Source organism: Meridianimarinicoccus marinus, from assembly GCF_040689105.1.
Classification (GTDB): domain Bacteria; phylum Pseudomonadota; class Alphaproteobacteria; order Rhodobacterales; family Rhodobacteraceae; genus Meridianimarinicoccus; species Meridianimarinicoccus marinus.
Window position 1 is genome coordinate 255,329 of the sequence record NZ_JBFBVU010000002.1, and the last position, 25,755, is coordinate 281,083.

The window sequence follows — 25,755 nt, forward strand, 5'->3', positions numbered from 1 at the left end:
ATCGGTTCCGGCTGCAAGTGCATTCCGCCCGTAATCATGCGGCTTCGTAGTAGCCTTCGAAGGTGCGGGCGTCGCGCCGCAACACCTCTTCATCGGTCAGGACCGGGGTTGGCATGTAGTAGGCCCAGGACTCTTCCAGAATGGCCAGGGCCTTGTCAGCCGGCGTTTTCGGAAACACGGATACTTTGTTCATCGGAGACTCCAGAACAAGACATCCTCCCTGCCGCATGAGATAGGTCCGCCTGACGTGCGCGTCACCGCCCAAGTCGGCAAGGGCGCCATGCACGCAACACATGTCAGGCGGAATCAGGGGCGCGGCCTGCGCCGTGTGTTGCGCAGGCACACGGGCGGCGGCAGGTTGTTGGCGGCAAAGGTTTCCGCGCCGCAATTCATGCAGATGAAATAGCGGCCCTCGGGGGTGTCCTTGGCGTGGTTTTCACGCCAGCGGCAGTCTTTCAGGCGCTGGCGCGCCTTGAAGGTCAGGATCATCCAGACCAGCACGATCACGGCCACGACAAGGATCAGGGGCATGGCTCAGCGTCTCCGGAACAACCGTGTGATCAAGGCGATCAGCACCAGACCGGTCCCGGCCAGCATCAACAGCCAGCCACCGCCCAGCAGGTAAAACGGCTCTTGCAGGATGCCGTTCTCGTCGATCTCGCTGCCAATCAGTCCGAAGGCGACCCAGCAGGCGCCCGCAAGGATCATCAGGATCAGTCCCAGACGCAGGATCATCGGCGGCTCCCCTTGGTGCAATGCAATCGGGGGACACGGCCAAAAGCCGCGCCCCCCGAAAACCGTGTCAAACCGCTTCCTCAGACCTGGCGTTCGATCATCATCTTCTTGATCGAGGCAATGGCCTTGGCCGGGTTCAGACCCTTGGGGCAGGTCTTGGAACAGTTCATGATGGTGTGGCAGCGATACAGCTTGAAGGGATCCTCAAGCTCGTCCAGACGCTCGCCCGTGGCTTCATCGCGGCTGTCGATGATCCAGCGGTAGGCGTGCAGCAGCGCGGCCGGGCCGAGATAGCGATCACCGTTCCACCAGTAGCTCGGGCAGGAGGTCGAGCACGAGGCGCACATCACGCATTCATACAGACCGTCGAGCTTCTTGCGATCCTCGATGGACTGCTTCCACTCTTTCGCCGGGCGGTTGGTCTTGGTTTCCAGCCACGGCATGATGCTGGCATGCTGGGCATAGAAATGTGTCAGGTCGGGGATCAGATCCTTGACCACCGGCATGTGCGGCAGCGGGTAGATCTTCACGTCGCCCTTGATTTCATCCATGCCATAGATGCAAGCCAGCGTGTTGGTCCCGTCGATGTTCATCGCGCACGAGCCGCAGATGCCTTCCCGGCAGGACCGGCGGAAGGTCAGCGTCGGGTCGATCTCGTTCTTGATCTTGATCAACGCGTCCAGAACCATCGGACCGCAGGTGTCCATGTCCAGGAAATAGGTGTCCACGCGCGGGTTCTGACCGTCATCCGGGTTCCAGCGATAGATCTGGAACTTGCGCACGTTGGTCGCGCCCTCGGGCTTCGGCCAGGTCTTGCCCGTGGTGATCTTGGAGTTCTTGGGCAGGGTAAATTGTACCATCGTCGCCTCCTTAGAACGTCCGCGCCTTGGGCGCGATTTTGGCCAGGCTGATGCCGCCTTCAGCTTCGGTGGACAGCGGGTCAGTGACGACCGGGCGATAGCTCAGATCGACGGCATTGCCGTCGACGCGGGCCACGGTGTGCACCCGCCAGTTGTCGTCATCCCGTGTCGGGAAGTCCTCATGCGCGTGGGCGCCACGGCTTTCCTGACGCGCCTCGGCCCCGTTGATTGTGGCCAGCGCGTTCGGCATCAGGTTGGTCAGTTCCAGCGTTTCCATCAGATCCGAGTTCCAGACCAGCGAGGTGTCGGTGACCTTCAGGTCATCCAGCTTCGCGGCGATGGCGGTCATCTTCTCGACGCCTTCCTTCAGGGTTTCCGAGGTGCGGAACACGGCGGCGTCGGCCTGCATGGTCTTCTGCATTTCCAGGCGCAGCTCGGCGGTGCCGATCGTGCCCTGTGCATACCGCAGCCCGTCGAACCGGTCGAAACCCTTCTGGATCTTGTCCACCGGGGCGGTCGGGATCGCGGCGTCGCGGTCCACAACGTCACCGGCGCGGATCGCGGCGGCGCGCCCGAAGACCACGAGGTCGATCAGCGAGTTCGAGCCCAGACGGTTCGCCCCATGTACCGAGGCACAGCCCGCTTCACCGACAGCCATCAGGCCCGGTACCACGGCGGTGGGGTTGTCGGCGGTGGGGTTCAAAACCTCGCCCCAATAGTTCGTCGGGATACCGCCCATGTTGTAGTGCACGGTGGGCAGAACCGGGATCGGTTCCTTGTTCACATCGACACCGGCGAAGATCTTGGCGCTTTCCGAGATGCCCGGCAGGCGCTCGGCCAGGGTTTCCGGCGGCAGATGGTTCAGGTGCAGGTGAATATGGTCACCCTCGGCACCCACGCCGCGGCCTTCGCGGATCTCCATGGTCATCGACCGGGAAACATAGTCGCGCGGGGCCAGATCCTTGTAGGTCGGGGCGTAGCGTTCCATGAAACGCTCCCCTTCCGAGTTGGTCAGGTAGCCGCCTTCGCCGCGTGCCCCTTCGGTGATCAGGCAGCCCGAGCCGTAGATGCCGGTCGGGTGGAACTGCACGAACTCCATGTCCTGCAGCGGCAGGCCCGCGCGCGCCACCATGCCGCCACCGTCGCCGGTGCAGGTATGGGCCGAAGTGGCCGAGAAATAGGCGCGGCCATAGCCGCCGGTGGCCAGAACGACCATCTTGGCGTTGAACACGTGAAAGGTGCCGTCGTCCAGCTTCCAGCACAGCACGCCCTGGCAGACACCGTCATCGCTCATCAGCAGGTCGATGGCGAAATATTCGATGTAGAACTCGGCGTTGTTTTTCAGCGACTGACCATACAGCGTGTGCAGGATGGCGTGGCCGGTGCGGTCCGCCGCGGCGCAGGTGCGCTGCACGGGGGGACCTTCGCCGAATTCGGTGGTGTGACCGCCGAAGGGACGCTGGTAGATCTTGCCTTCCTCGGTCCGCGAGAAGGGCACGCCGTAGTGTTCCAATTCATAGACGGCCTTGGGCGCTTCGCGTGCCAGATATTCCATGGCGTCGGTATCGCCCAGCCAGTCCGACCCTTTGACGGTGTCGTACATGTGCCACTGCCAGTTGTCGGGGCCCATGTTGGACAGCGACGCGGCGATGCCCCCCTGTGCCGCCACGGTGTGCGACCGGGTCGGGAAGACCTTGGTCACACAGGCCGTGCGCAGCCCCTGTTCGGCCATGCCCAGCGTGGCCCGCAGGCCCGCGCCGCCGGCGCCGACGACAACCACGTCATAGTCGTGGGATTCGTATTCATAAGCAGCCATTTGGTGTCAGCTCCGTCAGCTCAGAGGGCCAGCCGCACAAGCGCGAAGACGCCCATGCCCATGGCGAAATAGGAAAGGCAGGTGACGGCGATGATCAGCCATTCCCGCGTCATGCCGTGGGAGTAGTCCTCGATCACCATCCGCATGCCGCGGATGAAGTGCAGAAAGCCCGCCACCAGCATCAGCGCGGTGATCACCGCCGGATACGGGCGGGCGAAATGGGCCAGGACCTCTTCGTAAGGTTGACCCAGTTGCGACCCGAAGGTGCACAGGAACAGCGGGGTCAGGATCAGCAGCCCATAGGAGCTGACGGTCATCCACCAGAAGTTCTGGGTGCCGGTCTTGGCCGAGCCCATGCCCACGGCGCGCTTGCGGTCGGTAAGATATGCCATTGTTCCGGTCTCCTTAGACGGCGATCGCGGTGATGAGGGTCAGCAGGACAGAGCCGCCGATAATGCCATAGGCCAGCTTGTCGGCCATCTCGACCTCAAGGCAGTAGCCCGCGTCCCAGACAAGGTGCCGGACACCGGCCAGCGCGTGGTACCACAGCGCCCAGACCGAACAGAACATGATCAGGTCGCCGATGAAGCTGGTGACGATCCCGTCGACGAAAGCGAAATACTCCGGCCCGGACGCAGCACCGACCAGCCACCACACGGACAAAAGCGCGCCCAGCAGTAGACCCACGCCGGTGATCCGGTTCAGGATCGAGGTAATGGCCGCCAGCGGCATACGGTAGATCTGCAGATGCGGCGAGAGCGGACGGGCGCCGCGGTTCACATCAGCCATAAGTCATCCTTTCACGGGATCGAAAATTCTTGCTGCATAGGTGATAGCAGCTTTTCGCAAGCTGTCAGCGCGGCAAGCCCCGCAAATGGCGCGGTGTTTTGGCGCAATTAGCGGTAACGGCAGGGAAACGTGATCACAGGAAAATATTTGTGATCACGTTCCGGGGCGCGACTCCTCAGGTGGGAATCAGCGCCCAATAGTCGAGATCGAGAAGGACCTCGGGCTTGTATTTACCATCCTCGCCCTTCAGCGCGAAGGGGTCTGCCCCGTCCTTGGTGGCCACAAGCCGCAGGCGCAGGGCACCGACGCCGGGGGCCGGGGTTTCGGCCTTGTCCAGCACTTCGGACCACGCCTTGACGGTCAGCCCCGAGAACGCCGGGTTGGCATGAGCGCCGCCGTTCAGGCCGACGATCATCTGCGCATTGGCCAGCCCGTTGAACGACAGAGCGCGCGCCAGCGAGATAATGTGCCCGCCATAGATCAGGCGCTGGCCATCGGGGCGGAAGGTGGCGTCGAAATGTACCTTGGCCGTGTTCTGCCACAAACGCGTGGCCAGCATGTGCTCGGCCTCTTCCAGCGTCACGCCGTCGACATGGTCGATCTTCTCGCCGATCTCGTAGTCGCCCCAACGGTGCGGCTCACCGGCCAGCGCGAAATTGTAGCCGGTGAAATCCAGCCCCTCGGGGATCACCAGATCGGCCGGGTCCACCACCGTGCGCAACTCGGGGATCACGGTTTCGGGGGCCTGGGCGTCCAGATCGCGTTTGCGCACCATCACCCAGCGGACATATTCCAGCACCGGCTCGCCATTCTGGTTCAACCCGGTGGTGCGCACATAGACCACGCCCGACTTGCCGTTGGAGTTCTGCTTCAGCCCGATGACCTCGGACACCGAATTGAGCGTATCGCCGGGCCAGACCGGGGCCAGCCAACGGCCCTCGGCATAGCCAAGGTTGGCCACAGCGTTCAGGGAAATGTCGGGGACGGTCTTGCCGAACACCACGTGGAAGGCCGCCAGATCATCCAGCGGCGCACTTTCCAACCCGCAGTCCTGCGCGAACATGTCGGAAGAATAGAGTGCATGCCGCGCCGGATACAGCGCGTGATACAGCGCCCGCTCGCCCTCGGCCACGGTGCGCGGCACCGCGTGGGCGATCACCTCGCCGACGCGGTAGTCTTCGAAAAACCGGCCCGGATTGGTCTTGCCCATCACTGCTCTCCCAGCTTGATGTCGGGGCTGTAGTCGCCCGGCGCATCCTTGACGACCGCCTGCCCGCAGCGCATCACGCCGCGCGCCGCGTCGAAGGCATAGGTCGGATCTCCGTGCAGCATCCACCCCTTGTTCAGCGCCGCCGTCACCTTGTGGCAGAAGGCGCTCGTGTCATCCTCGCTGAGGAACCGATAGATTTTCATGGATCACCCGAAAACAGAAAGACCAAACAGAGTGTGCACCCAGGCCAGCACCGCATAGATCACCAGCGAGATGCCGATGTTGATCACGTCGCCGCGCGGCTTGATCTCGGCGGGCGGGGTCCATTCCGGCTCGGCCTTGTTGATCAGCACCACTTCGGCCACGGCCCAGCCCAGAATCCCGCCGAACAGCAGTATCGAGGCCAGATCGCCGTTCACCAGCAGATGCGCAAACGCCCAGGTCTTGACGCCTGTCAGCATCGGATGTCGGATGATCTGCGCCAGACGGCCCTTGGCCGAGCCGACCCCGAACAGGTAGACCGAGATCAACATCAGCAGATTGTTGACATGGGTCAGGAAGGCCGGCGGCGACCAGATGGCGATGTAATCCGCGCCGCGATAGCCCAGGATCATCAGCACAAGGCCCGCGCCGATGGCCAGCGCCACCATGCCCTTGCCCTTCTCCCCCAGGCTGGCCCGATGATCGGGAGCGATCCGCTTGAACAGATGGGCGCCGATCCACAGCGCCAGACCCAGGATAAGAAGGAACATGATCAGCCCTCCAGAGCTGCAACCGCCGACGCCTTCGCCAGAACCTGGCGGGCGGTGACGATATGTAGGTTTTCAACGATCTTGCCGTCGACAACGGCCACGCCCTTGCCTTCGGCCTCGGCGGCCTCGAAGGCCTCGATCTGGCGTTTCGACAGTTCGATCTCGGCCTCGGACGGGGCGAAGGCGGCATTGGCGACCGCCACCTGCGCCGGGTGGATCAGGGTCTTGCCGTCAAAGCCCATGTCGCGACCCTGATCGCATTCGACCTGCAGCCCGGCCTCGTCCTTGAAGGCATTGTAGACCCCATCGACGATGGCGATGCCAGCGGCGCGCGCCGCCAGAAGACACAGTTGCAGCGAGGTCAGCAGCGGTTCCCGATCGGCGCGGAAGCGGGTCATCAGTTCCTTGGCCAGATCGTTGGTGCCCATGACAAAGCCGCCCATACGCGGCGCCGCAGCAATCTCGGCGGCGTTCAGGATGCCTTGCGGGGTCTCCATCATCGCCCAGATGCGGGTCTCGGCGCAGGCCGGGATGGCATCCAGCCTGGCCGCCACCGCCTCGATCTCGGCGGCCGAGCCGACCTTGGGCAGCAGCACCGCCTGCGGGCCGACGGCAGCGATCACCTCAAGATCCTTCGGACCCCAGTCGGTGTCCATGCCGTTCAGGCGAACGATCTGATAGCGCTGGCCATATCCGCCCGCACTCAGGGCCGCGGCCAGCGTGACGCGCGCACTGTCCTTGGCGTCGATGGCGACGGCGTCTTCCAGGTCGAAGATGATGGCATCCACCGGCAGGGTCTTGGCCTTCTCCAATGCCCGCTCGTTCGAGCCGGGGATGTAGAGGACGGACCGGTAGGGGCGCGCGAGATTATCCATGATTCCCTCATTCGTTTTCTGCGCCATGCCATATTTATGCCGCAGCTGCAAAGGGGGTGCGCAATAAAAATGCGCCGGAGGCTGGTTTTTCGAAGGATTTTTACCCGGCCGTCAAGCAAGTGCATCCCAAATCAGCTTTGATCCGGCAATTGTCAGCAAGACATAGGTAATGCCGAAGAACAGCCGGTCCGACAGCAGGCGGTTGGCAAAGACCCCCAGAATGGCTCCCAGAACGGCCACCGGCGCCAGCCACAGCACGATGGTCATGCCCTCCAGCGTGAACATGCCCAACCCGGTATAGACCACCGCCTTGACCGCATTGACCACCGAAAACATCGCCACCGTGGTGGCCTGGAACATCACCTTGGGCAGCCCCTGCGACAACAGATACATCAGCGTCGGTGGCCCGCCCGCATGGGCCACGAAACTGGTGAACCCGGCGCCCAGCCCGCTCAGCAGGCCGATCCTCGGCGGCAGCGGATCTGTCCGCGCCTTGACCCAGCCCTGCGCCACCGCCGCCTGAAAGCCGACGAACAGCAGCGCGATGGCACCGATCAGAAAGCGGAACACATTCGGGTCGGCAAAGCCATAGACAGCAGCGGCCAGAAAGATGCCGGGCATCGCCCCGGTACACAGGATGCGGAATTCCCGCAGGCTCCACTTGCCCCAATAGGCTTTCAGCCCGGTCACATCCATCAGCATCAGCAGCGGCAGCATCACGCTGACCGCCAGCCCCGGTTCCAGCACCAGCGCCAGGATCGGCGTGGCCGCGAACGAGGCGCCGCCGCCGAAACCGGTCTTGGACACTGCGGCAACCAATACCCCGATAGACGCCACGGAAAGAAAGAACAGGTCGAATTGCATGGGGTCACCGAACGGATGTTTGTCACCATCCTCGGATTATTTGGATTTGTTACCGGACGCGAGCGCTAACTGCTGCGGTTCGCCGCGTCTGCGATACTTGCACCAACGTCGCAATCGGACTACGCACCCCGCACAATCCATAGGATCGGAGATCAAGACTCATGGCCAGACCCAAAATCGCCCTGATCGGTGCGGGACAAATTGGCGGCACCCTTGCCCATCTCGCAGCTCTGAAAGAACTGGGCGACGTCGTTCTGTTCGACATCACGGACGGCATCCCGCAGGGCAAGGCCCTGGACATCGCAGAATCGGGTCCGTCCGAGGGCTTCGATGCCGCGATGACCGGCACCACCGACTATGCCGACATTGCCGGCGCGGACGTCTGCATCGTCACCGCCGGTGTGCCGCGCAAGCCGGGCATGAGCCGCGATGACCTGCTGGGCATCAACCTGAAGGTCATGAAATCGGTCGGCGAAGGCATCCGCGACAATGCCCCCGACGCCTTCGTGATCTGCATCACCAACCCGCTGGACGCCATGGTCTGGGCGCTGCAGCAATTCTCGGGCCTGCCCGCGAACAAGGTCTGCGGCATGGCCGGCGTTCTGGACAGCGCGCGCTTCCGCCACTTCCTGTCGGTGGAATTCGACGTGTCGATGAAAGACGTCACCGCCTTCGTTCTGGGCGGCCACGGCGACACCATGGTGCCGCTGACCCGCTATTCCACCGTCGCCGGCATCCCGCTGCCCGACCTGGTGGACATGGGCTGGACCACGCAGGAAAAGCTGGACGCCATCGTGCAGCGCACCCGGGACGGCGGCGCCGAGATCGTTGGCCTGCTGAAAACCGGCTCGGCCTTCTACGCCCCGGCCACTTCGGCCATCGAAATGGCGGAAAGCTACCTGAAGGACCAGAAGCGCGTCCTGCCCTGTGCCGCACAGTGCAACGGCGAATTCGGCCTGAAGGACATGTATGTGGGCGTGCCCACCGTGATCGGCGCCGGTGGCATCGAAAAGGTCATCGACATCAAGCTGGGCAAGGACGAACAGGTCATGTTCGACAAGTCGGTTGATGCCGTCAAAGGCCTGATGACCGCCTGCAAGGGCATCGACGATACGCTGGTCTAAGCCATGACCACCGCGACCGGCACAACCGCCACGGCCCCTTGCGGCTTCGTTTTCGGAGCCTCGGGCGATCGGTTTGCCAAGGTCGCGGATCGGGCTGCGCGCTCCTTGCGCGCAGCCTCCCCCGGCATCCCCATCGACATCTATACCGACAGTCCGGTGGACGAGAGCGCCTATGACATGGTGCACGCGCTGGACAAAAGCTGGTTCCGGCCGAAGTTCGAGGCGCTGCTGCGCTCGCGGTTCGAACGCACGGTCTATTTGGATGTGGACATCGTCGTTGTCGGCGACATCTCGGATATTTTCGAGGTGCTGGAGCGGTTCGACGTGGCCCTGGCCCATGTGCAGAACCGCAACCAGAAGTTCGCGCGCAAGACCTGGCGCAAGCCGATCCCCAATGCCTTCCCGCAGTTCAACGGCGGGCTTCTGGGCATCCGGCGCAGCCCCGAAGTCACCGAAATGCTGATGGAGTGCATTGCCGCGCTGGAAGCGGGCGAACCCAAGGACCAGCCGGTCCTGCGCGAGCTGATCTATGACAGCAGCCTGCGCGTGGCGACCCTGCCGCCGGAATACAACTCCCGCGACCGGGCGTTGTGGCAGCACGGCAGTTCCCGACTGACCGCCCCCCGCGTGCTGCACGCCAGCCGCTTCATGCGGTTCAAGAACGGCCAGCCGATCACGCCCGAGCAGCTGTACGGCCGCGCCTTCATGCGCCATGTGAAGAACCTGCTGGCCGAGGACCGGACCCTGAACCCGGATGCCACCGGCTATGTGCCGCGCCCCTATGATCTGGGCGGCAGGCTGGGCAACCTGTTCAAGATCAAGCGCGGCTGAAACCATCCATGGGGCTGTGAACGACGGCCCCGATCAGCCCGGCCCCTCTTGGGTGATTCGCATGTGAATGTGTGTTTCCGCTATCATCTCGCGCATCGGGAATTGATTTGTGATCACTAATTTTTTGCTGTGATCACAAACGCCGAAAAACCCGCTAAAACCCCGTTAGTGCGACCAAATGGTGTTTCCGACTGGGAATAACCTGTGGTTAGTCAGGCGCATCACATGAACCAAGACGGGACAGTTTCATGAACATTCATGAATACCAGGCGAAAGCCCTCCTCCGCGACTACGGCGCTCCGGTGTCCGACGGCCGCGTCGTTCTCAAGGCCGAAGATGCCAAGACTGCCGCAGGCGAGATGGACGGCCCGCTGTGGGTCGTGAAGGCTCAGATCCATGCCGGCGGACGCGGCAAGGGCTCTTTCAAGGAAGCTGACGCCGGCGAAAAAGGCGGCGTGCGCCTTGCCAAATCGGTGGAAGAAGCCGCCGAGGAAGCCAAGAAGATGCTGGGCCGCACCCTTGTGACCCATCAGACCGGCCCGGCGGGCAAGCAGGTCAACCGCATCTACATCGAAGACGGCTCGGGCATCGAGACCGAGATGTACCTGGCGCTGCTGGTCGATCGCCAGACCTCGCGCATTTCCTTCGTCTGCTCCACCGAAGGCGGCATGGACATCGAGGAAGTGGCCGCGGCCACCCCCGAGAAGATCCTGTCGTTCTCGGTTGATCCCGCCACCGGCTACCAGCCGTTCCACGGCCGCCGCATCGCCTTCTCGCTGGGTCTGAAAGGCCCGCAGGTGAAGCAATGCGTTGCGTTGATGGGCATTCTCTACAAGGCCTTCGTCGAGAAGGACATGGAGATGCTGGAAATCAACCCGCTGATCGTCACCGACGAAGGCAGCCTCAAGGTTCTGGACGCCAAGGTCGGCTTCGACGGCAACGCGGTCTACCGCCACGCCGACATCGCCGCCCTGCGCGACGAGACCGAGGAAGACCCCAAGGAACTGGCCGCCTCCAAGTTCGACCTGAACTACATCGCGCTGGACGGCGAGATCGGCTGCATGGTCAACGGCGCGGGTCTGGCGATGGCCACCATGGACATCATCAAGCTGTATGGCGCCGAGCCGGCCAACTTCCTGGATGTCGGCGGCGGCGCCACCACCGAGAAAGTGACCGAAGCCTTCAAGATCATCACCTCGGATCCGAACGTCAAAGGCATCCTGGTGAACATCTTTGGCGGCATCATGCGCTGCGACGTGATCGCGGAAGGCGTGGTCAGCGCGGTCAAGGAAGTCGGTCTTCAGGTGCCGCTGGTGGTCCGGCTGGAAGGGACCAACGTGGAAAAAGGCAAGGAGATCATCAACACCTCCGGCCTGAACGTGATCGCGGCAGACAACCTGTCCGATGGCGCCGAGAAAATCGTGAAAGCGGTGAAGGGTTAAGAAAATGGCTGTTCTTGTCGACGAAAACACCAAGGTCATCTGCCAGGGCTTCACCGGCTCGCAGGGCACCTTCCACTCCGAACAGGCCATCGCCTATGGCACCAAGATGGTCGGCGGCGTGACGCCGGGCAAAGGCGGATCGACCCACCTTGACCTGCCGGTGTTCAACTCCGTGCATGAAGCCAAGGATGTGACTGCGGCCAATGCATCGGTGATCTATGTGCCGCCGCCCTTCGCTGCGGATTCGATCCTGGAAGCCATCGACGCCGAGATGGAACTGATCATCTGCATCACCGAGGGCATCCCGGTGCTGGACATGATGAAGGTCAACAAGGCGCTGGAAACCTCCAAATCGCGCCTGATCGGCCCGAACTGCCCCGGTGTCATTACGCCCGACGCCTGCAAGATCGGCATCATGCCCGGCCATATCCACAAGCGTGGCTCGGTCGGCGTGGTCTCGCGCTCGGGCACCCTGACCTACGAGGCGGTCAAGCAGACCTCCGACGCCGGTCTGGGCCAGTCCACCGCCGTGGGCATCGGCGGTGACCCGATCAAGGGCACCGAGCATATCGACGTGCTGGAAATGTTCCTGGCCGACCCGGAAACCACCTCGATCATCATGATCGGTGAAATCGGTGGCTCGGCGGAAGAAGAAGCCGCGCAATTCCTGGCCGATGAGAAGAAGAAGGGCCGCTGGAAACCGACCGCGGGCTTCATCGCCGGCCGCACGGCGCCTCCGGGCCGCCGCATGGGCCATGCCGGGGCGATCGTTGCCGGTGGCAAAGGCGGCGCCGAGGACAAGATCGAGGCCATGCAAGCCGCTGGCATCGTCGTGGCGGACAGCCCCGCCGGTCTGGGCGAGGCCGTGCTGAAGGCCATCGAACTGGGCTGAGCCCCGGCCCGCGCCGCCAAGGCGCGCACATGATCCCCGAGGGTGCGGCCCCGCCGCGCCCTCGCCCTGCTACCGGAAATCGGGCGCACGCCCGAAAAATGAAGGCCACCATGATCGCAGTGCTTCCTTCCGTTTCACGCCACCTGCCGGGCATCCCGGCCGGATTGGCTGTTGATCGGACCGGGGCAACTGGCATGATCGGTGCTGTGCCCGTCGTGTGGTCTTCGACCGCACCCCAAAGTTTCCCCGCGCTCCCCCCGGCGCCCCTGCCCGCCCGTACAGGGCAGCCCCTAATCCGGTCCTAACCCGCAAGAGGCAACCAAATGACCGATCAATCCCCCAACGACCTCTTTCATGCGTCGTCCTTCCTGCAGGGACACAACGCCGAATATGTGGAACAGCTCTACGCCCGTTACGCGACCGATCCGGCCAGCGTCGACGCGGCCTGGGCCGAATTCTTCCGCGCGCTCGGGGATGCCGAAAACGACGTGCGGGCCGAGGCCACGGGTCCGTCCTGGGCCCGAGCCGACTGGCCGCCGGTGCCCAATGACGATCTGACCGCCGCGCTGGATGGGCAATGGTCCGACCCGGTCAAGGAACAGAAGGCTGCGGGCGACAAGATCAAGGCCAAGGCGCAGTCGCTGGGCGTCGAGGTCAGCGACGATACCATCAAGCGCGCGGTGCTGGACTCGATCCGCGCCCTGATGATCATCCGCGCCTACCGGATCCGGGGTCACCTTGTGGCCGATCTGGACCCGCTGGGGATGCACGACCAGACCCCGCACCCCGAGCTTGACCCGCGTTCCTACGGGTTCACCGAGGCCGACATGGATCGCCCGATCTTCATCGACAAGGTGCTGGGGCTGGAAATGGCCACCATGCGCCAGATCGTCGAGATCGTGAAGCGCACCTATTGCGGCACCTTCGCGCTGCAGTACATGCACATCTCGGACCCGGAGCAGGCCGGCTGGCTGAAGGAACGGATTGAAGGTTACGGCAAGGAAATCCAGTTCACCCGGGAAGGCCGCCGCGCCATCCTGAACAAGCTGGTCGAGGCCGAGGGCTTCGAGAAGTTCCTTCACGTCAAGTACATGGGCACCAAGCGGTTCGGTCTGGACGGCGGCGAAAGCCTGATCCCGGCGATGGAGCAGATCATCAAGCGCGGCGGTGCGCTTGGCCTGCAGGATGTCGTGATCGGCATGCCGCACCGTGGCCGCCTGAACATCCTGGCCAGCGTGATGAGCAAGCCCTACCGCGCCATTTTCAACGAATTCCAGGGCGGCAGCTTCAAGCCCGAGGACGTGGATGGCTCCGGCGACGTGAAATATCACCTCGGCGCCAGCTCGGACCGCGAGTTCGACGGCAACACCGTGCACCTGTCGCTGACCGCCAACCCGTCGCACCTGGAAGCCGTGAACCCGGTGGTTCTGGGCAAGGCCCGCGCCAAGCAGGACCAGCTGGGCGATGTCGAGCGGACGGCGGTTCTGCCGGTGCTGCTGCACGGCGATGCGGCCTTCGCGGGCCAGGGCGTCGTGGCCGAATGTTTCGCCCTGTCGGGCCTGCGCGGCCACAAGACCGGCGGCACCATGCACATCGTGGTCAACAACCAGATCGGCTTTACCACGGCGCCGCATTTCTCGCGCTCGTCGCCTTATCCGACCGACAACGCGCTGGTGGTCGAAGCCCCGATCTTCCACGTCAACGGCGACGACCCGGAGGCCGTGGTTCACGCCGCCAAGGTGGCCACCGAGTTCCGCCAGAAGTTCCACAAGGACGTGGTTCTGGACATCTTCTGCTATCGCCGCTTCGGGCATAACGAAGGCGACGAGCCGATGTTCACCAACCCGGCGATGTACAAGAACATCAAGAAGCACAAGACCACGCTGCAGCTGTATACCGAGCGTCTGGTCGCCGACGGGCTGATCCCCGAAGGCGAGATCGAGGACATGAAGGCCGCCTTCCAGGCCAAGATGAACGAAGAGTTCGAAGCGGGTACCGAATACAAGCCCAACAAGGCCGACTGGCTGGACGGGCGCTGGTCGCATCTGGACCCGCGTCAGGAAGAATACGACCGTGGCCAGACCTGGATCAAGGACGAGGTGTTTGACGAGGTCGGCACCGCTCTGACCCGCAAGCCCGACGACTTCAAGGTGCACAAGACCGTGGACCGGCTTCTGGACGCCAAGCGCAAGATGTTCGAAAGCGGCGAAGGTTTCGACTGGGCCACCGGCGAGGCGCTGGCTTTCGGGTCGCTGGCAACCGAGGGCTACCCGGTGCGCCTGGCCGGTCAGGACTGTACACGCGGCACCTTCTCGCAGCGTCACTCGGCCTTCATCGATCAGGAAACCGAAGAGCGCTACTATCCGCTCAACAACATCCGCGAAGGTCAGGCCCGCTATGAAGTCATCGACTCGGCGCTGTCGGAATACGCGGTGCTGGGCTTCGAATATGGCTATTCGCTGGCCGAACCCAACGCGCTGACCCTGTGGGAAGCCCAGTTCGGCGATTTCGCCAACGGCGCGCAGATCATGTTCGACCAGTTCGTCAGCTCGGGCGAGCGCAAATGGTTGCGGATGTCGGGCCTTGTGTGTCTGCTGCCGCATGGCTTCGAAGGCCAGGGACCGGAACACAGCTCCGCTCGTCTTGAGCGGTTCCTGCAGATGTCGGCGGAAGACAACTGGATCGTGGCCAATTGCACCACGCCGGCCAACTATTTCCACATCCTGCGCCGCCAGATCCACCGCAGCTTCCGCAAGCCGCTGGTGCTGATGACGCCGAAATCGCTGCTGCGCCACAAGATGGCGGTGTCGCGCCGCGAGGACTTCCTGGAAGGGTCGTCCTTCCACCGCGTGCTGTGGGACGATGCCGAACAGGGCAATTCGCCCACCAAGCTGGTGGCGGACAAGAAGATCAAGCGCGTCGTCATGTGCTCTGGCAAGGTCTACTACGACCTGCTGGAAGAGCGCGACGCGCGGGGTCTGGACGATGTCTATATCCTGCGGATCGAGCAGTTCTATCCCTTCCCGGCGCTGTCGCTGGTCAAGGAGCTGGAGCGCTTCAAGGGGGCCGAGATGGTCTGGTGCCAGGAAGAGCCCAAGAACCAGGGCGCATGGACCTTCATCGAGCCGAATATCGAATGGGTCTTGCGCCGCATCAAGGCCAAGCACTCGCGCCCGGTCTATGCCGGACGCGCCGCCTCCGCCTCCCCGGCTACGGGTCTGGCCAGCCAACACAAAGCACAGCAAGCCGCGCTCGTGAACGAAGCGCTGACGATCGAAGGGAAATAACCCATGTCCACCGAAGTCCGTGTCCCCACCCTTGGCGAAAGCGTCACCGAGGCCACCGTGGCCACCTGGTTCAAGCAGCCCGGCGATGCCGTCGCGGTTGACGAGATGCTGTGCGAACTGGAAACCGACAAGGTGACCGTCGAGGTTCCCTCGCCGGCTGCCGGCACCCTGTCCGAGATCGTCGCACCCGAAGGCACCACCGTCGGCGTCGATGCCCTGCTGGCCTCGATCGCCGGTGAAGGTGCCGCCGCCGCGCCTGCGCCGAAAGCGGCAAGCGCCCCTGCGGCGGCCCCGGCCGACAGCGGCGGCGAAAGCGTCGACGTGATGGTGCCCACGCTGGGCGAATCCGTCACCGAGGCCACCGTCTCCACCTGGTTCAAGCAGGTCGGCGACAGCGTCGCGCAGGACGAGATGCTGTGCGAGCTGGAAACCGACAAGGTCTCGGTCGAGGTTCCGTCCCCCGCCGCCGGCGTGCTGACCGAGATCCTGGCCCCCGAAGGCACCACCGTCGACGCCTCCGCCAAACTGGCGGTTCTGGGCGGCGCCGGTGCTTCTGCAGCGGCGCCCGCAGCGGCCCCGGCCGCAGCCCCTGCTGCCTCGGGCGGCAAGGACGTGGAAAATGCGCCTTCGGCCAACAAGCTGATGGCCGAAAAGGGCATCGATCCGGCCTCTGTCACCGGCTCGGGCCGCGATGGCCGTGTGATGAAGGGCGACGTGCTGGCCGCGATGACCGCCCCGGCAGCCCCTGCCGCAACCTCCGCCGCGCCGCGTGCCCCGGTTCCGGCCGATGACGCTGCCCGCGAGGAACGGGTCAAGATGACCCGCCTGCGCCAGACCATCGCCAAGCGCCTGAAGGACAGCCAGAACACCGCCGCCATGCTGACCACCTACAACGAGGTGGACATGTCCGAGTCGATGGCCCTGCGCAAGGAATACAAGGACCTGTTCGAGAAGAAACACGGCGTCCGCCTGGGCTTCATGTCCTTCTTCACCAAGGCCTGCTGCCACGCCCTGAAAGAGGTTCCCGAGGTCAACGCCGAGATTGACGGCACCGACATCGTCTACAAAAACTTCGTGCACATGGGCATCGCCGCCGGCACGCCGACCGGCCTTGTGGTTCCGGTCATCCGCGACGCCGACCAGATGTCCTTTGCCGAGATCGAGAAGGCCATCGCCGAGAAGGGCAAGCGCGCCCGTGACGGCAAGCTGTCGATGGCGGAAATGCAGGGCGGCACCTTCACCATCTCGAACGGCGGTGTCTACGGCTCGCTGATGTCCTCGCCGATCCTGAACCCGCCGCAGTCGGGCATCCTTGGCATGCACAAGATCCAGGATCGTCCGATGGTCGTGAACGGCGAGATCGTGATCCGCCCGATGATGTACCTGGCACTGTCCTACGATCACCGGATCGTCGACGGCAAGGGCGCCGTGACCTTCCTGGTGCGGGTCAAGGAGGCCCTCGAGGATCCGCGCCGCCTGCTGATGGATCTGTAAGATGGCGATCCACCTTCTCTGGCAGGCCGATGTGGCCGATTTCGATGCCTGGCACGCGGTGTTCCAGGAAGACCGGAAAGCCCAGCATGCAGCCGGGCTGACCACCCTGCACGTCTGGAAGGATCCCGAACAGCCCAACCACGCGCTGGTGCTGTTCGCGGTGTCCGACCGCGAGAAGGCCAAGGCCTTCCTGAAGTCCGACGATCTGGCCATGCACCTGGAACGCGGCGGCGTCGCGCATGTGCAGATGAAATTGCTGGAAGCCGTTTGAACGCGGCTGGCCCGCCCCTGACCGGGCGGGCCGCTTGCCACCTGACACTCACAGAACACGCGGGCGCGCGCTGCGCCCTGCCCGCAAGACCGACCTGAAGGAGTCTCCCCATGGCTGACTATGACGTCATTGTAATCGGCGCCGGCCCCGGCGGCTATGTCTGCGCCATCCGCTGCGCCCAGCTGGGCCTGAAAACCGCCGTCGTCGAAGGCCGCGAGACCCTGGGCGGCACTTGCCTGAACGTCGGCTGCATCCCCTCGAAGGCGCTGCTGCACGCCACCCATTCGCTGCACGAAGCCGAACACAATTTCGCCGACATGGGCCTGAAGGGCAAAGCCCCCTCGGTCGATTGGGAGCAGATGAAGGGCTACAAGGCCACTGTGGTCGGCCAGAACACCGGCGGCATCGAGTTCCTGTTCAAGAAGAACAAGATCGACTGGCTCAAGGGCTGGGGGTCGATCCCCGAGGCCGGCAAGGTCAAGGTCGGCGAAGAAGTGCACAACGCCAAGAACATCGTCATCGCCTCCGGCTCCGAAGCCGCCTCGATCCCCGGTGCCGAGGTGACCATCGACGAGAAGATCGTGGTGACCTCCACCGGCGCGCTCGACCTGCCGAAGATCCCCAAGAAGATGGTCGTGGTCGGCGCCGGTGTCATCGGGCTGGAAATGGGCTCGGTCTATGCCCGCCTGGGCACGGAAGTCACCGTGGTGGAATTCCTCGACCACATCACGCCGGGCATGGATGCCGACGTACAGCGCGCCTTCCAGAAGATCCTGTCCAAACAGGGGCTGAATTTCGTGCTGGGCGCGGCGGTGCAAAAGGTCGACACGCTGAAGACCAAGGCCAAGGTCACCTACAAGCTGCGCAAGGATGACAGCGAACACACCATCGACGCCGACACGGTGCTGGTCGCCACGGGCCGCAAACCCTTCACCGAAGGGCTGAGCCTCGACACGCTGGGCGTTGAACTCAGCAAGCAGGGCCAGATCGTCACCGACGCCCATTGGGCCACCAGTGTGAAGGGCATCTATGCCATCGGCGACGTCATCTCGGGCCCGATGCTGGCACATAAGGCCGAGGATGAAGGCATGGCCGTGGCCGAAGTGCTGGCGGGCAAGCATGGTCACGTCAACTACGACGTGATCCCCGGCGTGATCTACACCACCCCCGAGGTCGCCACCGTCGGCAAGACCGAGATCCAGCTCAAGGAAGAGGGCCGCGCCTACAAGGTCGGCAAGTTCTCCTTCATGGGCAACGCCCGCGCCAAGGCGGTGCACCAGGGCGACGGCTTCGTGAAGCTGCTGGCCGACAAGGACACCGACCGCATCCTTGGCGTCCACATCATCGGCCCGGGTGCCGGCGATCTGGTGCATGAGGTCTGCGTGGCCATGGAGTTTGGCGCGTCGGCGCAGGATCTGGCGCTGACCTGCCATGCCCACCCGACCTATTCGGAAGCCGTGCGCGAAGCCGCGCTGGCCTGCGGTGACGGCGCCATTCACGCCTGATCCGGCCACCCGAACCCCGAGACAAAGCAGGGCGCGGAGACCTCCGCGCCCTTTTCATGTCTGCCGTTAACATGGTGCTTTCTGCATAGCAGCATTGCATTTTTCTGCAGTTGCACAATAGCTGCCCGCGTCGTAGCTCCCGGTCATCCAAGGCCCTTTGGCCAGACCCTGATGACAGAGTGATCCGATGCATCCGAACCTGATGAATTTCGACCCCGAGACCACCAAAGCCCGCGCCGCCCGCCCGCGCCTGAACTGCTGGAACATCTTCCGCCTGTTCTCCATCGGCCGCCGCACCGCCTGAGTCCTCAGCGCGCCGCGCCGCCGCCGGGCCTGCCCGACGCCTGCCGAAATCGGTCTACGCGCTCATTCGAACAACGGCTGGGGCTCCGCCCGTTCGCGCCTCAAACGATCCCCCGGATCGTCTGGTCGACGGCGCTCACTTTTTCTTGTCGAAAATACTCCGGGGGTGAATGCGCCACAGGCGCAGAGGGGGCAGCGCCCCCGCCCCTTTCAGCTCAACAGCATCCGCAACCCTTGCGTCACATCGCTGCGCAGCGCCAGCCGTAGCCCGGGTTCGTCCCCGGCTCGCAGCGCGGCCACGATCAGCCGATGCCCGCGCGGCGGCTCGGTCCGGTTCAACCGGCCATAGAGCTTGGCCATGGTCGGCCCCAGTTGCAGCCAGACCGTTTCCAGCATCGCCAGCATCGCCGGTGCCTGCGCCCGCAGGTACAGAGTGCGGTGAAAATCCAGGTTGGTCCGGATATAGCCCTGCGCGCTGCGCTGCGCGATAGCCTGCGCCACCTGGTCGTTGATCATCTCCAGCCGGTCGATCAGCGCCGGATGCGCCCGTGGCAGGGCGCGCGAGCTCAGCTCCGGCTCCAGCAGCGCCCGGATCGAGGCCAGTTCCTCGATGCGCTCGTTGCTCAACTCGGGTGTCGAAACCCGGCCCGAGGGCGACAGGGTCAGCGCCCCTTCGGCCACCAGCCGCCGTACCGCTTCGCGCGCCGGCGTCATCGACACCCCGAACTCCGCCCCCAGCCCGCGCAGGGTCAGCGCCTCGCCGGGCACCAGCGCGCCATGCATGATGCGGGTGCGCAGGGTGCGATACAGCCGGTCGTGCAGCGCCGTGTTGCTTTCGGGCTGGGCCGCCCGCGAGGCCGCGCTGGCCGCGCGCAGCATGTCCATCTCGCGGGTCATGCCACGAACTGCACGGCGTGCAGCTCCCGCCCGGGTCCGCGCAACCAGGCGCGGTGGCGGTCATAATCCGGGCACAGCGCCCCGACCTGCCGCCAGAATGTCTTGGAATGGTTCATATGCACCAGATGCGCGACCTCATGGGCGGCAACATACTCCAGCACCTCCGGCGGCGCCATCGCCAGCCGCCAGGAAAACATCAGGTTGCCGGCACTGGTGCAGGAGCCCCAGCGGCTGCGGGTGTCGCGCAGCGTCAGCCGGGCATAGGGCCGCCCCACGGCAGCCGCATAGCGATCGCAGGCCAGGGCCAGGCGGTCCCGCGCCAGCTCCTTCAGCAGACCGGCCACCTGCGCGCCCACCGGGCGGGATCCGCGCACCTGTACCACCCCGGGATGCAGGCCGGGACGGCCGTCGACGATCCGGCGGCCAATGCCCTCGACCGGAATCACGTCGCCCATCGCCAGCCCATAGGCCACCGGCCCGCGCGCCACGTTCTGGCGCACCCAGTCGGCCTTCTGGGCAAGGAAGCGCTCGGCCGCCCCCGCCGGCACCCGCCGCGGCAGCGACAGGGTGACCCGGCCATCCAGCCGCGACACCCGAAGGGTCAGCCGCCGCGCCCGGTCCGACCGGCGCACCAGTATTTCAATCGGAGGATCCCCCTCCAGCATCACCCGTTCGCCCATGCGCCCGATACCCGCCTGTTGCCCCGGTTCCGCGCCCCGAACCGCCCCGCCGCGAAAGCCTTTGACATGACTTTGCCCCTATGGCACAGCCCACTATTGGCTTTACGCGGCGCGCGCCCTTGGCACCCGTGCCGCCATCATGACGAACAAAAGGACGCAAGACCATGCCCAAGGAAGAATGGGGAACCAAACGGCTCTGCCCGACCACCGGCAAACGATTCTATGACCTGAACCGCACCCCGCCGGTCAGCCCCTACACCGGCGACGTCGTGCAGCTCGACACCGGCAAGTCGCGTCCCCTGATCGCCGAAAAAGCCAAGCCCGAGAAAGCCGCCGAGGTCGAGGAAGTCGTGCTGGATGACGATGACGACACCGATGTCGATCTGGGCGATGATGTTCTGGAAGACGATGACGACAGCGATGATGTCTCGCTGGACGATATCGCTGACGTGGCGAAAGACGACGACGAAAGCTGAGATCGGGGTGGCTTTTTCGCTTGCAGCCCCCCGCAGGCTTTCATAAAAGACGCGCCATGGCCGGTTGGCCATAGGCTTGGGGCCTTAGCTCAGTTGGGAGAGCGCTTGCATGGCATGCAAGAGGTCAGGGGTTCGACTCCCCTAGGCTCCACCAAAATCCCTTTGCGAGAGATTTCGAAGCGACCGGCAACAGGCCGATGGTTGTCTTGTGACGGGCCGGAACAACGTCATCCCCGCCCGCCGGATCGCTTATTGCGGGAAGATTGTCGTCCAGTCCTGCCCCATGTCGATCAAGGTCCAGTTGAAGGTCCCGGCGGCATCCAAACCCTTGTCGAGCTTGCCGATATGCGAGTCGCGGTCATAGGCCCATTCCCGCTCGGCATCGGTGTGATGCACGAAGGCGCACAGGCGCGGCGCCTGTTGCAGGCAGGTATATTCCAGCATCTGAAGATCGCCGTCGGAATTGCCGAAAGCGGCGATCGCTCGGCGCCCGATGTGGGTTGAAATCGCTACCGGTTTGCCCGGCCCGTCGTCCACGAAGGCAATGCCCGGCTCCTTCAGCAGCACCGGCTGGCCGTCGATCACGTCGTATTTCAGCTTGCCGACGCTGCCGATGGTGTTCTCGGGCGGCACGCCATAGGTCGCCTCGGCAAAAACCCGCATGAATTCGACGCCGCCACCCGACACGATGTAGGTCTCGAACCCGTTCGCCCGCAGATAGTCCAGCAGTTCCAGCATCGGCTGATAGATCATCTGGGTGGGCAACCGGCCAGTGACCGGGTTCGGCGTGGTGGTGATCCAGTCGTGCACGACCTTGGCGAATTCCTCGGTGGTCAGGCCGGAATGGCTGTCGGCGATGATTTGCATCAGCGCCTTCTCGCCCCTGGCCAGCGCTGCGGCATCGTCACCCTTGAGGATCGAGGCATAAGGTTCGGTGGTGGTCCACTCCGGATGCTCCGGCGCCAGCGCGCGGATGCGGTCCAGGGCGAAGGCAAGCTGCACATAGTTTGGCTGTTCGGCCCAGAGCGTGCCGTCATTGTCGAACACGGCGATGCGGTCTTCCTGAGGCACCAGATCGGGAGACCCTTCGTCGGTCACCTGCGTGACAAAATCCACGATGGCCGCCTTCGACCTGCTTTCGGCCCAGGACGGCAACGGATCGGTCTGCGCCAGTGCCGGTGACGCAACCGCCGTGGTTGCGGCCAGACACAGCTGGGACAAGGCCTTTTTTCCGAATGTCGTCATCGCATGATTCCTTCCTGAAGCTCGCTTTCGCCCGGCTCGTTGTGGGGCGCGTTGCGGGGATCGCGCGCCGCTGACACTGCCGCGCATCTGGTCCCGATGCTTGCCCTGCCCGGGCAGGCTGTCAATGGAACAGGCGCATCGGCGGGGCTCCACCGACATACCCGGGTCAGCGTCTCCGACGTCAGACACCCGAGGTCCGCATCCCCGCGATCAAGCGATTGGGACAGCCACTGCCACTGGCACCTGCGACCGGCATCACATTAAACTTCTAGATCAATATGTTGATCTGCTTCGTGCGTAGATCTTGCGGGATGGCAACGCAACATGAGGCACCATTGCCCTGAGAGCCCCACAGCGCGGACCGACAAGATTGATGGGATAGTCATCCTCGCCGTGCGAAGCGGGGCGGTGACTTCCGATCAGAAGCTGCCGTACCGCTTAGCCGCGGTCAATGGCGATGGAAAACTGCAAAGGGTGCATCCTCTTCGGGCACGCTGAAATCGACCATGCAGTAGACCTTGGCGCCATGGACAACATGGCGCGGGATCTGGCCGCCCACTACCACTAGCGGCACGCCGAACCTGAACCCAATCCCCCTCGCTCTGGCATGGTTCAACGCCCAGGAGGCTGCGCGGCTGCTGGGCATCACCAAGTAATTCCTGAGACGAAAGGCCGATAAGCGAGAGCTCAAGGCCAGAGGCGAAGGCAAGACAAAAGAGTACCGGGTGCTGCCGCAGGAATGCTCTAACAAACGAGAGTATAGAGGTGGCTCGGTTTGTCTGAACGGTTTGGAGCCGTTTTCCAAGTGGATCTTCCGCTCAATTCTGCCGCGACCGGGACTGGCCGGGGCGGGTAGTGATATTCCTGATCGGGCGTTTGCCCGTCCAGCGATGAATGCGGTCTCCGCGTGGTATTGAAGGCCAGGTGGCGGGTGATCCCTGTACGGGCCTCCGAGACGCTGTCGTAGGCGTGCAGGTAGACCTCTTTGTATTTGATCGTTCGCCATAGCCGCTCGACAAAGACGTTGTCGCGCCAGGCCCCCTGTCCTCGAACACATCCGTCACGCCATCGAGCAACTGGTCTTTCCACTGCTTGATCTGGTTCGGGTACAGGTCGAACTGGGTGGCCAGCTCGCTCATCGTCTTGTCGCCCTTCAGCGCCGCCAATGCGACCTTTGCCTTGAGCGCAGCGCTGTGATTCCTTCTCGGACGTCTTGCCATCTCTCGCACCTTCTTCCCGGCATCGCTGCCGGATCGGAAGCGGAAAATCCACATAACTCAACCGTTCAGATTTCCCGAGCCACCCCTCATATTAGAACGCACGGCTCATAGCGGCCCACATTTGACCTTGGACCTTAGCGCAGAAGTGGTCCGAAACGAGCCCAATCGGGACTCGACGAAAGTCTGCCGTTTGCGGCTGCAGCATCTTCGTTTCGTGTGGGGCTGAGATATCCAAGCAGCAACGCAGCACAAATGGTGGACGATCGTGCAAGCCGTAGCAAACTCGATAAAGGCTATGACCGGTTTGTGGACCAAACCGACCGTCGACCCGCCTTCACAAACATCTGCAAACTGCGCATTCCAGGCATCGAGCCCGTCGCGGCATTTCGCAGACACAGCTGCCGACCGGGGTGCGAGACCGGCCCACAGCCGCCGTTCGTAGGATGCGCAGAATATTGACGTGAAGAACCCAGACTAGACGTGTGGCTTTGCACGCCTTTGACCGGGTTGCAGAGGCATGCTTCAAGCAAGACCACTCGGCCCGATAGCATTTTGCGACGTGAAGTGGTAAACACGCTAACATGTGGACCTGGGAGGCTTGCATGGACAAAGTCGAATACCCGTCCGGTCATTACCCAATTCAGAACCGTTCTGGCGAAGTTGAACGCTTGAGAATCCAGGATGCAGCGCTGTCAGGGGCAACAAACAATCTGTTTGACGCAATGGGAGTCTCATCAGGCTGGCGTTGCCTCGATCTTGGTTGCGGTCCCGGTGGAATTACCAAATATCTGCTGGATCGTGTTGGGCCTGACGGGCACGTCACTGGGCTTGATGGGGACGAAGAGTTTCTTGCGGTTGCACGCATTGATAAGGCCGCGAATTCCGAGTTCATTTTGGGCGATGCTTATGCGACAGGACTTCCAGACAATAAATTTGATCTGGTGCATGTGCGTTTCCTGGCCAGTACGGCCGGAGAGCCTGAAGGCCTCGTTTCAGAGGCAGTCAGGTTGGTGGCACCGGGAGGTGTTGTCGCCATGCAAGAAGCTGATTTTCATACACTACGTTGCTTTCCAGAACATCCAGCATGGACAGAGCTTACCAAAATCTTCATTGCGTGTTTTCCGGACGGTAGAGATGATCCAATTTCACACAGGCTCTATCGACTAATGCGGCGCGCCGGTCTCGAGGAAGTGTGCTACAACCCTGTTCTCGTTGGCACACGAGCGCAGGATGCCTGGCAGGATTACTTGCCGTCTACGATTAATTCGATGGAACAACGGATCATCGGCGACTTGGGCGTCCCAAAGAATCATCTTGAGCGACTGATTGCTGACGTCAGGGAACATCTGGCAAATCCGGATACTGTTTGGACTTCCTATACCGTGGTTCAGACATGGGGTCGGGTGCCGGGAGCTTGAGGCCAGATCAAGCGGCAGCGTTGTCCACCGAGTCAACTTTCGTGCGGCCTACCAACAAGGTTCAGCAGAGGCGGTCCCGGAAATTCGGACATTTGTCTAGGTGCTTGATCCCACTGTTTGATGGCGCGATCCTTTCTCAGGAATGGAAGGAAGCATTACGGGACAAGTTCGTCACTGGAGCGCCACGACCACGCACGCCGTCAGAGCTGCAATACAGCGATCGCAAGCTTCGCTCGCGCAGCTGAGCAAGGAGCTGGGGAGTAAGGAGGATCAGAAAACGATCCGGGGGATCGTTTTCCCGACGAACGCCCAAGACCGTCGCAAAGTGGCGCAAGCGGGCGACGGTGGAGGATTTGAAGACCGGGCCGAAGGAACCTCGTTCGACCGTTCTCACCGAAGCGGAGGAGGCTATGATTGTCGCATTCCGGCGTCATACGCTGCTGCCGCCGGATGAGTGCCTCTATGCCCTTCAGCCGTCGATTCCGCACCTGACACGCTCGGCGCCACACTGATGCCTGCAACGGAATGGCATCTCGCGCTTGCCGGATGTCGAGGGCGACAAGCCAAGGCGGCAGCGGTTCAAGCGATACCCCATCGGCTTCTTTCATATCGACATCGCCGAAGTTCAGCGTATTCCTCCGGCGAGGGCCGCCTGACGGTCTCTGACTGGTGATGATAGGTCCGACTTTATGCGCGACCTTACATTCGAACCCCAGATTGAAGTCCTTTCTGCCGCGGACGGCGTTCGCCGGCGGAATTGGAGCGATGC

General features: G+C 63.2%; 26 protein-coding genes, 1 tRNA gene and 2 pseudogenes. 12 read left to right on the plus strand and 17 right to left on the minus strand.

Translation table 11 applies throughout. The features are described 5' to 3' along the window. Positions 1-34: 34 nt before the first annotated feature. From AB0T83_RS03310 to AB0T83_RS03365, 12 genes are all read right to left on the minus strand, one after another. Complete coding sequence (locus tag AB0T83_RS03310) at positions 35-193, minus strand: hypothetical protein (protein ID WP_366191525.1); 159 nt, start codon at positions 191-193, stop codon at positions 35-37. 113 nt (positions 194-306) lie between these two features. Further along, positions 307-531 (minus strand): hypothetical protein, encoded by a 225-nt coding sequence (locus AB0T83_RS03315; RefSeq protein WP_366191526.1) that lies wholly within the window; start codon positions 529-531, stop codon positions 307-309. 3 nt (positions 532-534) lie between these two features. Continuing rightward, complete coding sequence (locus AB0T83_RS03320; RefSeq protein ID WP_366191528.1) at positions 535-735, minus strand: DUF3955 domain-containing protein; 201 nt, start codon at positions 733-735, stop codon at positions 535-537. 80 nt (positions 736-815) lie between these two features. Next, positions 816-1,595: a succinate dehydrogenase iron-sulfur subunit gene (locus AB0T83_RS03325; RefSeq protein ID WP_366191529.1), complete on the minus strand. Its 780-nt coding sequence runs from the start codon at positions 1,593-1,595 to the stop codon at positions 816-818. Between the two features lie 10 nt (positions 1,596-1,605). Beyond that, on the minus strand, positions 1,606-3,411 hold the full coding sequence (gene sdhA, locus AB0T83_RS03330; RefSeq protein ID WP_366191531.1) for a succinate dehydrogenase flavoprotein subunit: 1,806 nt from the start codon (positions 3,409-3,411) through the stop codon (positions 1,606-1,608). A gap of 20 nt (positions 3,412-3,431) precedes the next feature. Continuing rightward, positions 3,432-3,803, minus strand: coding sequence for a succinate dehydrogenase, hydrophobic membrane anchor protein (sdhD, locus tag AB0T83_RS03335; RefSeq protein WP_366191532.1), 372 nt, complete (start codon positions 3,801-3,803; stop codon positions 3,432-3,434). A 13-nt stretch (positions 3,804-3,816) separates the two neighbouring features. Further along, positions 3,817-4,200: a succinate dehydrogenase, cytochrome b556 subunit gene (sdhC, locus tag AB0T83_RS03340; RefSeq protein ID WP_366191534.1), complete on the minus strand. Its 384-nt coding sequence runs from the start codon at positions 4,198-4,200 to the stop codon at positions 3,817-3,819. A 175-nt stretch (positions 4,201-4,375) separates the two neighbouring features. Further along, entirely contained in the window at positions 4,376-5,410 is a 1,035-nt protein-coding gene (locus AB0T83_RS03345) for a MaoC family dehydratase (RefSeq protein ID WP_366191536.1), read from the minus strand. Beyond that, positions 5,410-5,613, minus strand: coding sequence for a DUF1737 domain-containing protein (locus AB0T83_RS03350; protein ID WP_366191538.1), 204 nt, complete (start codon positions 5,611-5,613; stop codon positions 5,410-5,412). Before AB0T83_RS03350 ends, AB0T83_RS03345 begins: the two co-directional genes overlap by 1 nt. A 3-nt stretch (positions 5,614-5,616) precedes the next feature. Next, on the minus strand, positions 5,617-6,162 hold the full coding sequence (locus AB0T83_RS03355) for an NnrU family protein (protein WP_366191540.1): 546 nt from the start codon (positions 6,160-6,162) through the stop codon (positions 5,617-5,619). A gap of 2 nt (positions 6,163-6,164) precedes the next feature. After that, positions 6,165-7,037, minus strand: coding sequence for an HpcH/HpaI aldolase/citrate lyase family protein (locus AB0T83_RS03360; protein WP_366191542.1), 873 nt, complete (start codon positions 7,035-7,037; stop codon positions 6,165-6,167). A 111-nt stretch (positions 7,038-7,148) separates the two neighbouring features. Next, complete coding sequence (locus tag AB0T83_RS03365; protein ID WP_366191543.1) at positions 7,149-7,901, minus strand: sulfite exporter TauE/SafE family protein; 753 nt, start codon at positions 7,899-7,901, stop codon at positions 7,149-7,151. A 161-nt stretch (positions 7,902-8,062) separates the two neighbouring features. Here AB0T83_RS03365 and mdh point away from each other — a divergent pair, with 161 nt between their 5' ends. The 8 genes from mdh (at position 8,063) to lpdA (ending at position 18,747) form a co-directional block, all read left to right on the plus strand. Beyond that, positions 8,063-9,025 (plus strand): malate dehydrogenase, encoded by a 963-nt coding sequence (gene mdh / locus AB0T83_RS03370; protein WP_366191545.1) that lies wholly within the window; start codon positions 8,063-8,065, stop codon positions 9,023-9,025. A gap of 3 nt (positions 9,026-9,028) precedes the next feature. Continuing rightward, positions 9,029-9,856, plus strand: coding sequence for a glycosyltransferase (locus AB0T83_RS03375; RefSeq protein WP_366191547.1), 828 nt, complete (start codon positions 9,029-9,031; stop codon positions 9,854-9,856). 248 nt (positions 9,857-10,104) lie between these two features. Then, complete coding sequence (gene sucC, locus AB0T83_RS03380; RefSeq protein WP_366191549.1) at positions 10,105-11,298, plus strand: ADP-forming succinate--CoA ligase subunit beta; 1,194 nt, start codon at positions 10,105-10,107, stop codon at positions 11,296-11,298. 4 nt (positions 11,299-11,302) lie between these two features. Then, positions 11,303-12,190 (plus strand): succinate--CoA ligase subunit alpha, encoded by an 888-nt coding sequence (gene sucD, locus AB0T83_RS03385; protein WP_366191551.1) that lies wholly within the window; start codon positions 11,303-11,305, stop codon positions 12,188-12,190. 323 nt (positions 12,191-12,513) lie between these two features. Further along, on the plus strand, positions 12,514-15,477 hold the full coding sequence (locus AB0T83_RS03390; RefSeq protein ID WP_366191553.1) for a 2-oxoglutarate dehydrogenase E1 component: 2,964 nt from the start codon (positions 12,514-12,516) through the stop codon (positions 15,475-15,477). A gap of 3 nt (positions 15,478-15,480) precedes the next feature. Then, on the plus strand, positions 15,481-16,971 hold the full coding sequence (gene odhB / locus AB0T83_RS03395; RefSeq protein ID WP_366191555.1) for a 2-oxoglutarate dehydrogenase complex dihydrolipoyllysine-residue succinyltransferase: 1,491 nt from the start codon (positions 15,481-15,483) through the stop codon (positions 16,969-16,971). 1 nt (position 16,972) lies between these two features. After that, positions 16,973-17,242 carry a hypothetical protein gene (locus AB0T83_RS03400; RefSeq protein WP_366191556.1) on the plus strand — a complete coding sequence of 90 codons (270 nt, stop codon included), beginning with the start codon at positions 16,973-16,975 and terminating at the stop codon, positions 17,240-17,242. Positions 17,243-17,352: 110 nt separating this feature from the next. After that, a complete protein-coding gene (lpdA, locus tag AB0T83_RS03405) occupies positions 17,353-18,747 on the plus strand; it encodes a dihydrolipoyl dehydrogenase (protein ID WP_366191558.1) in 1,395 nt (464 codons plus the stop codon). A gap of 513 nt (positions 18,748-19,260) precedes the next feature. On the opposite strand, the gene AB0T83_RS03410 is transcribed toward lpdA, so the two are convergent. Together AB0T83_RS03410 and AB0T83_RS03415 are read right to left on the minus strand one after the other, a co-directional pair. Further along, a complete protein-coding gene (locus AB0T83_RS03410; protein WP_193140752.1) occupies positions 19,261-19,929 on the minus strand; it encodes a GntR family transcriptional regulator in 669 nt (222 codons plus the stop codon). Between the two features lie 14 nt (positions 19,930-19,943). Next, positions 19,944-20,627 (minus strand): M48 family metallopeptidase, encoded by a 684-nt coding sequence (locus AB0T83_RS03415; protein ID WP_366191560.1) that lies wholly within the window; start codon positions 20,625-20,627, stop codon positions 19,944-19,946. A 164-nt stretch (positions 20,628-20,791) separates the two neighbouring features. Between AB0T83_RS03415 and AB0T83_RS03420 the strand changes: the two genes are divergently transcribed. Together AB0T83_RS03420 and AB0T83_RS03425 are read left to right on the plus strand one after the other, a co-directional pair. After that, positions 20,792-21,103 (plus strand): TIGR02300 family protein, encoded by a 312-nt coding sequence (locus tag AB0T83_RS03420; protein WP_366191562.1) that lies wholly within the window; start codon positions 20,792-20,794, stop codon positions 21,101-21,103. Positions 21,104-21,181: 78 nt separating this feature from the next. Next, positions 21,182-21,257 (plus strand) — tRNA-Ala (locus tag AB0T83_RS03425). A gap of 95 nt (positions 21,258-21,352) precedes the next feature. Here the strand turns inward: AB0T83_RS03425 and AB0T83_RS03430 are convergent. The 3 genes and pseudogenes from AB0T83_RS03430 to AB0T83_RS03440 form a co-directional block, all read right to left on the minus strand. Next, a complete protein-coding gene (locus AB0T83_RS03430; RefSeq protein ID WP_366191564.1) occupies positions 21,353-22,348 on the minus strand; it encodes an HAD family hydrolase in 996 nt (331 codons plus the stop codon). A gap of 448 nt (positions 22,349-22,796) precedes the next feature. Further along, positions 22,797-22,922 carry a hypothetical protein gene (locus AB0T83_RS03435; protein WP_366191566.1) on the minus strand — a complete coding sequence of 42 codons (126 nt, stop codon included), beginning with the start codon at positions 22,920-22,922 and terminating at the stop codon, positions 22,797-22,799. Between the two features lie 251 nt (positions 22,923-23,173). Beyond that, positions 23,174-23,395: pseudogene (locus AB0T83_RS03440) on the minus strand (integrase core domain-containing protein); the annotation flags it as partial. Between the two features lie 775 nt (positions 23,396-24,170). On the opposite strand from AB0T83_RS03440, the gene AB0T83_RS03450 reads away from it, so the two are divergent. Beyond that, positions 24,171-24,986, plus strand: coding sequence for a methyltransferase domain-containing protein (locus AB0T83_RS03450; protein ID WP_366191568.1), 816 nt, complete (start codon positions 24,171-24,173; stop codon positions 24,984-24,986). 142 nt (positions 24,987-25,128) lie between these two features. Continuing rightward, positions 25,129-25,615: pseudogene (locus AB0T83_RS03455) on the plus strand (transposase family protein); the annotation flags it as partial. Positions 25,616-25,755 lie beyond the last annotated feature (140 nt).

Excerpts from the sequence above, each read along its gene's own strand:
- sdhC (WP_366191534.1), bottom strand. The coding sequence starts at position 4,200 with ATGGCTGATGTGAACCGCGGCGCCCGTCCGCTCTCGCCGCATCTGCAG.
- AB0T83_RS03345 (WP_366191536.1), bottom strand. The coding sequence starts at position 5,410 with ATGGGCAAGACCAATCCGGGCCGGTTTTTCGAAGACTACCGCGTCGGC.
- AB0T83_RS03325 (WP_366191529.1), bottom strand. The coding sequence starts at position 1,595 with ATGGTACAATTTACCCTGCCCAAGAACTCCAAGATCACCACGGGCAAG.
- sdhD (WP_366191532.1), bottom strand. The coding sequence starts at position 3,803 with ATGGCATATCTTACCGACCGCAAGCGCGCCGTGGGCATGGGCTCGGCC.
- AB0T83_RS03355 (WP_366191540.1), bottom strand. The coding sequence starts at position 6,162 with ATGTTCCTTCTTATCCTGGGTCTGGCGCTGTGGATCGGCGCCCATCTG.
- lpdA (WP_366191558.1), top strand. The coding sequence starts at position 17,353 with ATGGCTGACTATGACGTCATTGTAATCGGCGCCGGCCCCGGCGGCTAT.
- AB0T83_RS03420 (WP_366191562.1), top strand. The coding sequence starts at position 20,792 with ATGCCCAAGGAAGAATGGGGAACCAAACGGCTCTGCCCGACCACCGGC.
- AB0T83_RS03320 (WP_366191528.1), bottom strand. The coding sequence starts at position 735 with ATGATCCTGCGTCTGGGACTGATCCTGATGATCCTTGCGGGCGCCTGC.
- AB0T83_RS03360 (WP_366191542.1), bottom strand. The coding sequence starts at position 7,037 with ATGGATAATCTCGCGCGCCCCTACCGGTCCGTCCTCTACATCCCCGGC.
- AB0T83_RS03375 (WP_366191547.1), top strand. The coding sequence starts at position 9,029 with ATGACCACCGCGACCGGCACAACCGCCACGGCCCCTTGCGGCTTCGTT.
- AB0T83_RS03430 (WP_366191564.1), bottom strand. The coding sequence starts at position 22,348 with ATGACGACATTCGGAAAAAAGGCCTTGTCCCAGCTGTGTCTGGCCGCA.
- sdhA (WP_366191531.1), bottom strand. The coding sequence starts at position 3,411 with ATGGCTGCTTATGAATACGAATCCCACGACTATGACGTGGTTGTCGTC.
- mdh (WP_366191545.1), top strand. The coding sequence starts at position 8,063 with ATGGCCAGACCCAAAATCGCCCTGATCGGTGCGGGACAAATTGGCGGC.
- sucD (WP_366191551.1), top strand. The coding sequence starts at position 11,303 with ATGGCTGTTCTTGTCGACGAAAACACCAAGGTCATCTGCCAGGGCTTC.
- AB0T83_RS03400 (WP_366191556.1), top strand. The coding sequence starts at position 16,973 with ATGGCGATCCACCTTCTCTGGCAGGCCGATGTGGCCGATTTCGATGCC.
- sucC (WP_366191549.1), top strand. The coding sequence starts at position 10,105 with ATGAACATTCATGAATACCAGGCGAAAGCCCTCCTCCGCGACTACGGC.
- AB0T83_RS03450 (WP_366191568.1), top strand. The coding sequence starts at position 24,171 with ATGGACAAAGTCGAATACCCGTCCGGTCATTACCCAATTCAGAACCGT.
- AB0T83_RS03390 (WP_366191553.1), top strand. The coding sequence starts at position 12,514 with ATGACCGATCAATCCCCCAACGACCTCTTTCATGCGTCGTCCTTCCTG.
- AB0T83_RS03310 (WP_366191525.1), bottom strand. The coding sequence starts at position 193 with ATGAACAAAGTATCCGTGTTTCCGAAAACGCCGGCTGACAAGGCCCTG.
- odhB (WP_366191555.1), top strand. The coding sequence starts at position 15,481 with ATGTCCACCGAAGTCCGTGTCCCCACCCTTGGCGAAAGCGTCACCGAG.
- AB0T83_RS03350 (WP_366191538.1), bottom strand. The coding sequence starts at position 5,613 with ATGAAAATCTATCGGTTCCTCAGCGAGGATGACACGAGCGCCTTCTGC.
- AB0T83_RS03365 (WP_366191543.1), bottom strand. The coding sequence starts at position 7,901 with ATGCAATTCGACCTGTTCTTTCTTTCCGTGGCGTCTATCGGGGTATTG.
- AB0T83_RS03315 (WP_366191526.1), bottom strand. The coding sequence starts at position 531 with ATGCCCCTGATCCTTGTCGTGGCCGTGATCGTGCTGGTCTGGATGATC.
- AB0T83_RS03410 (WP_193140752.1), bottom strand. The coding sequence starts at position 19,929 with ATGCTGCGCGCGGCCAGCGCGGCCTCGCGGGCGGCCCAGCCCGAAAGC.
- AB0T83_RS03415 (WP_366191560.1), bottom strand. The coding sequence starts at position 20,627 with ATGGGCGAACGGGTGATGCTGGAGGGGGATCCTCCGATTGAAATACTG.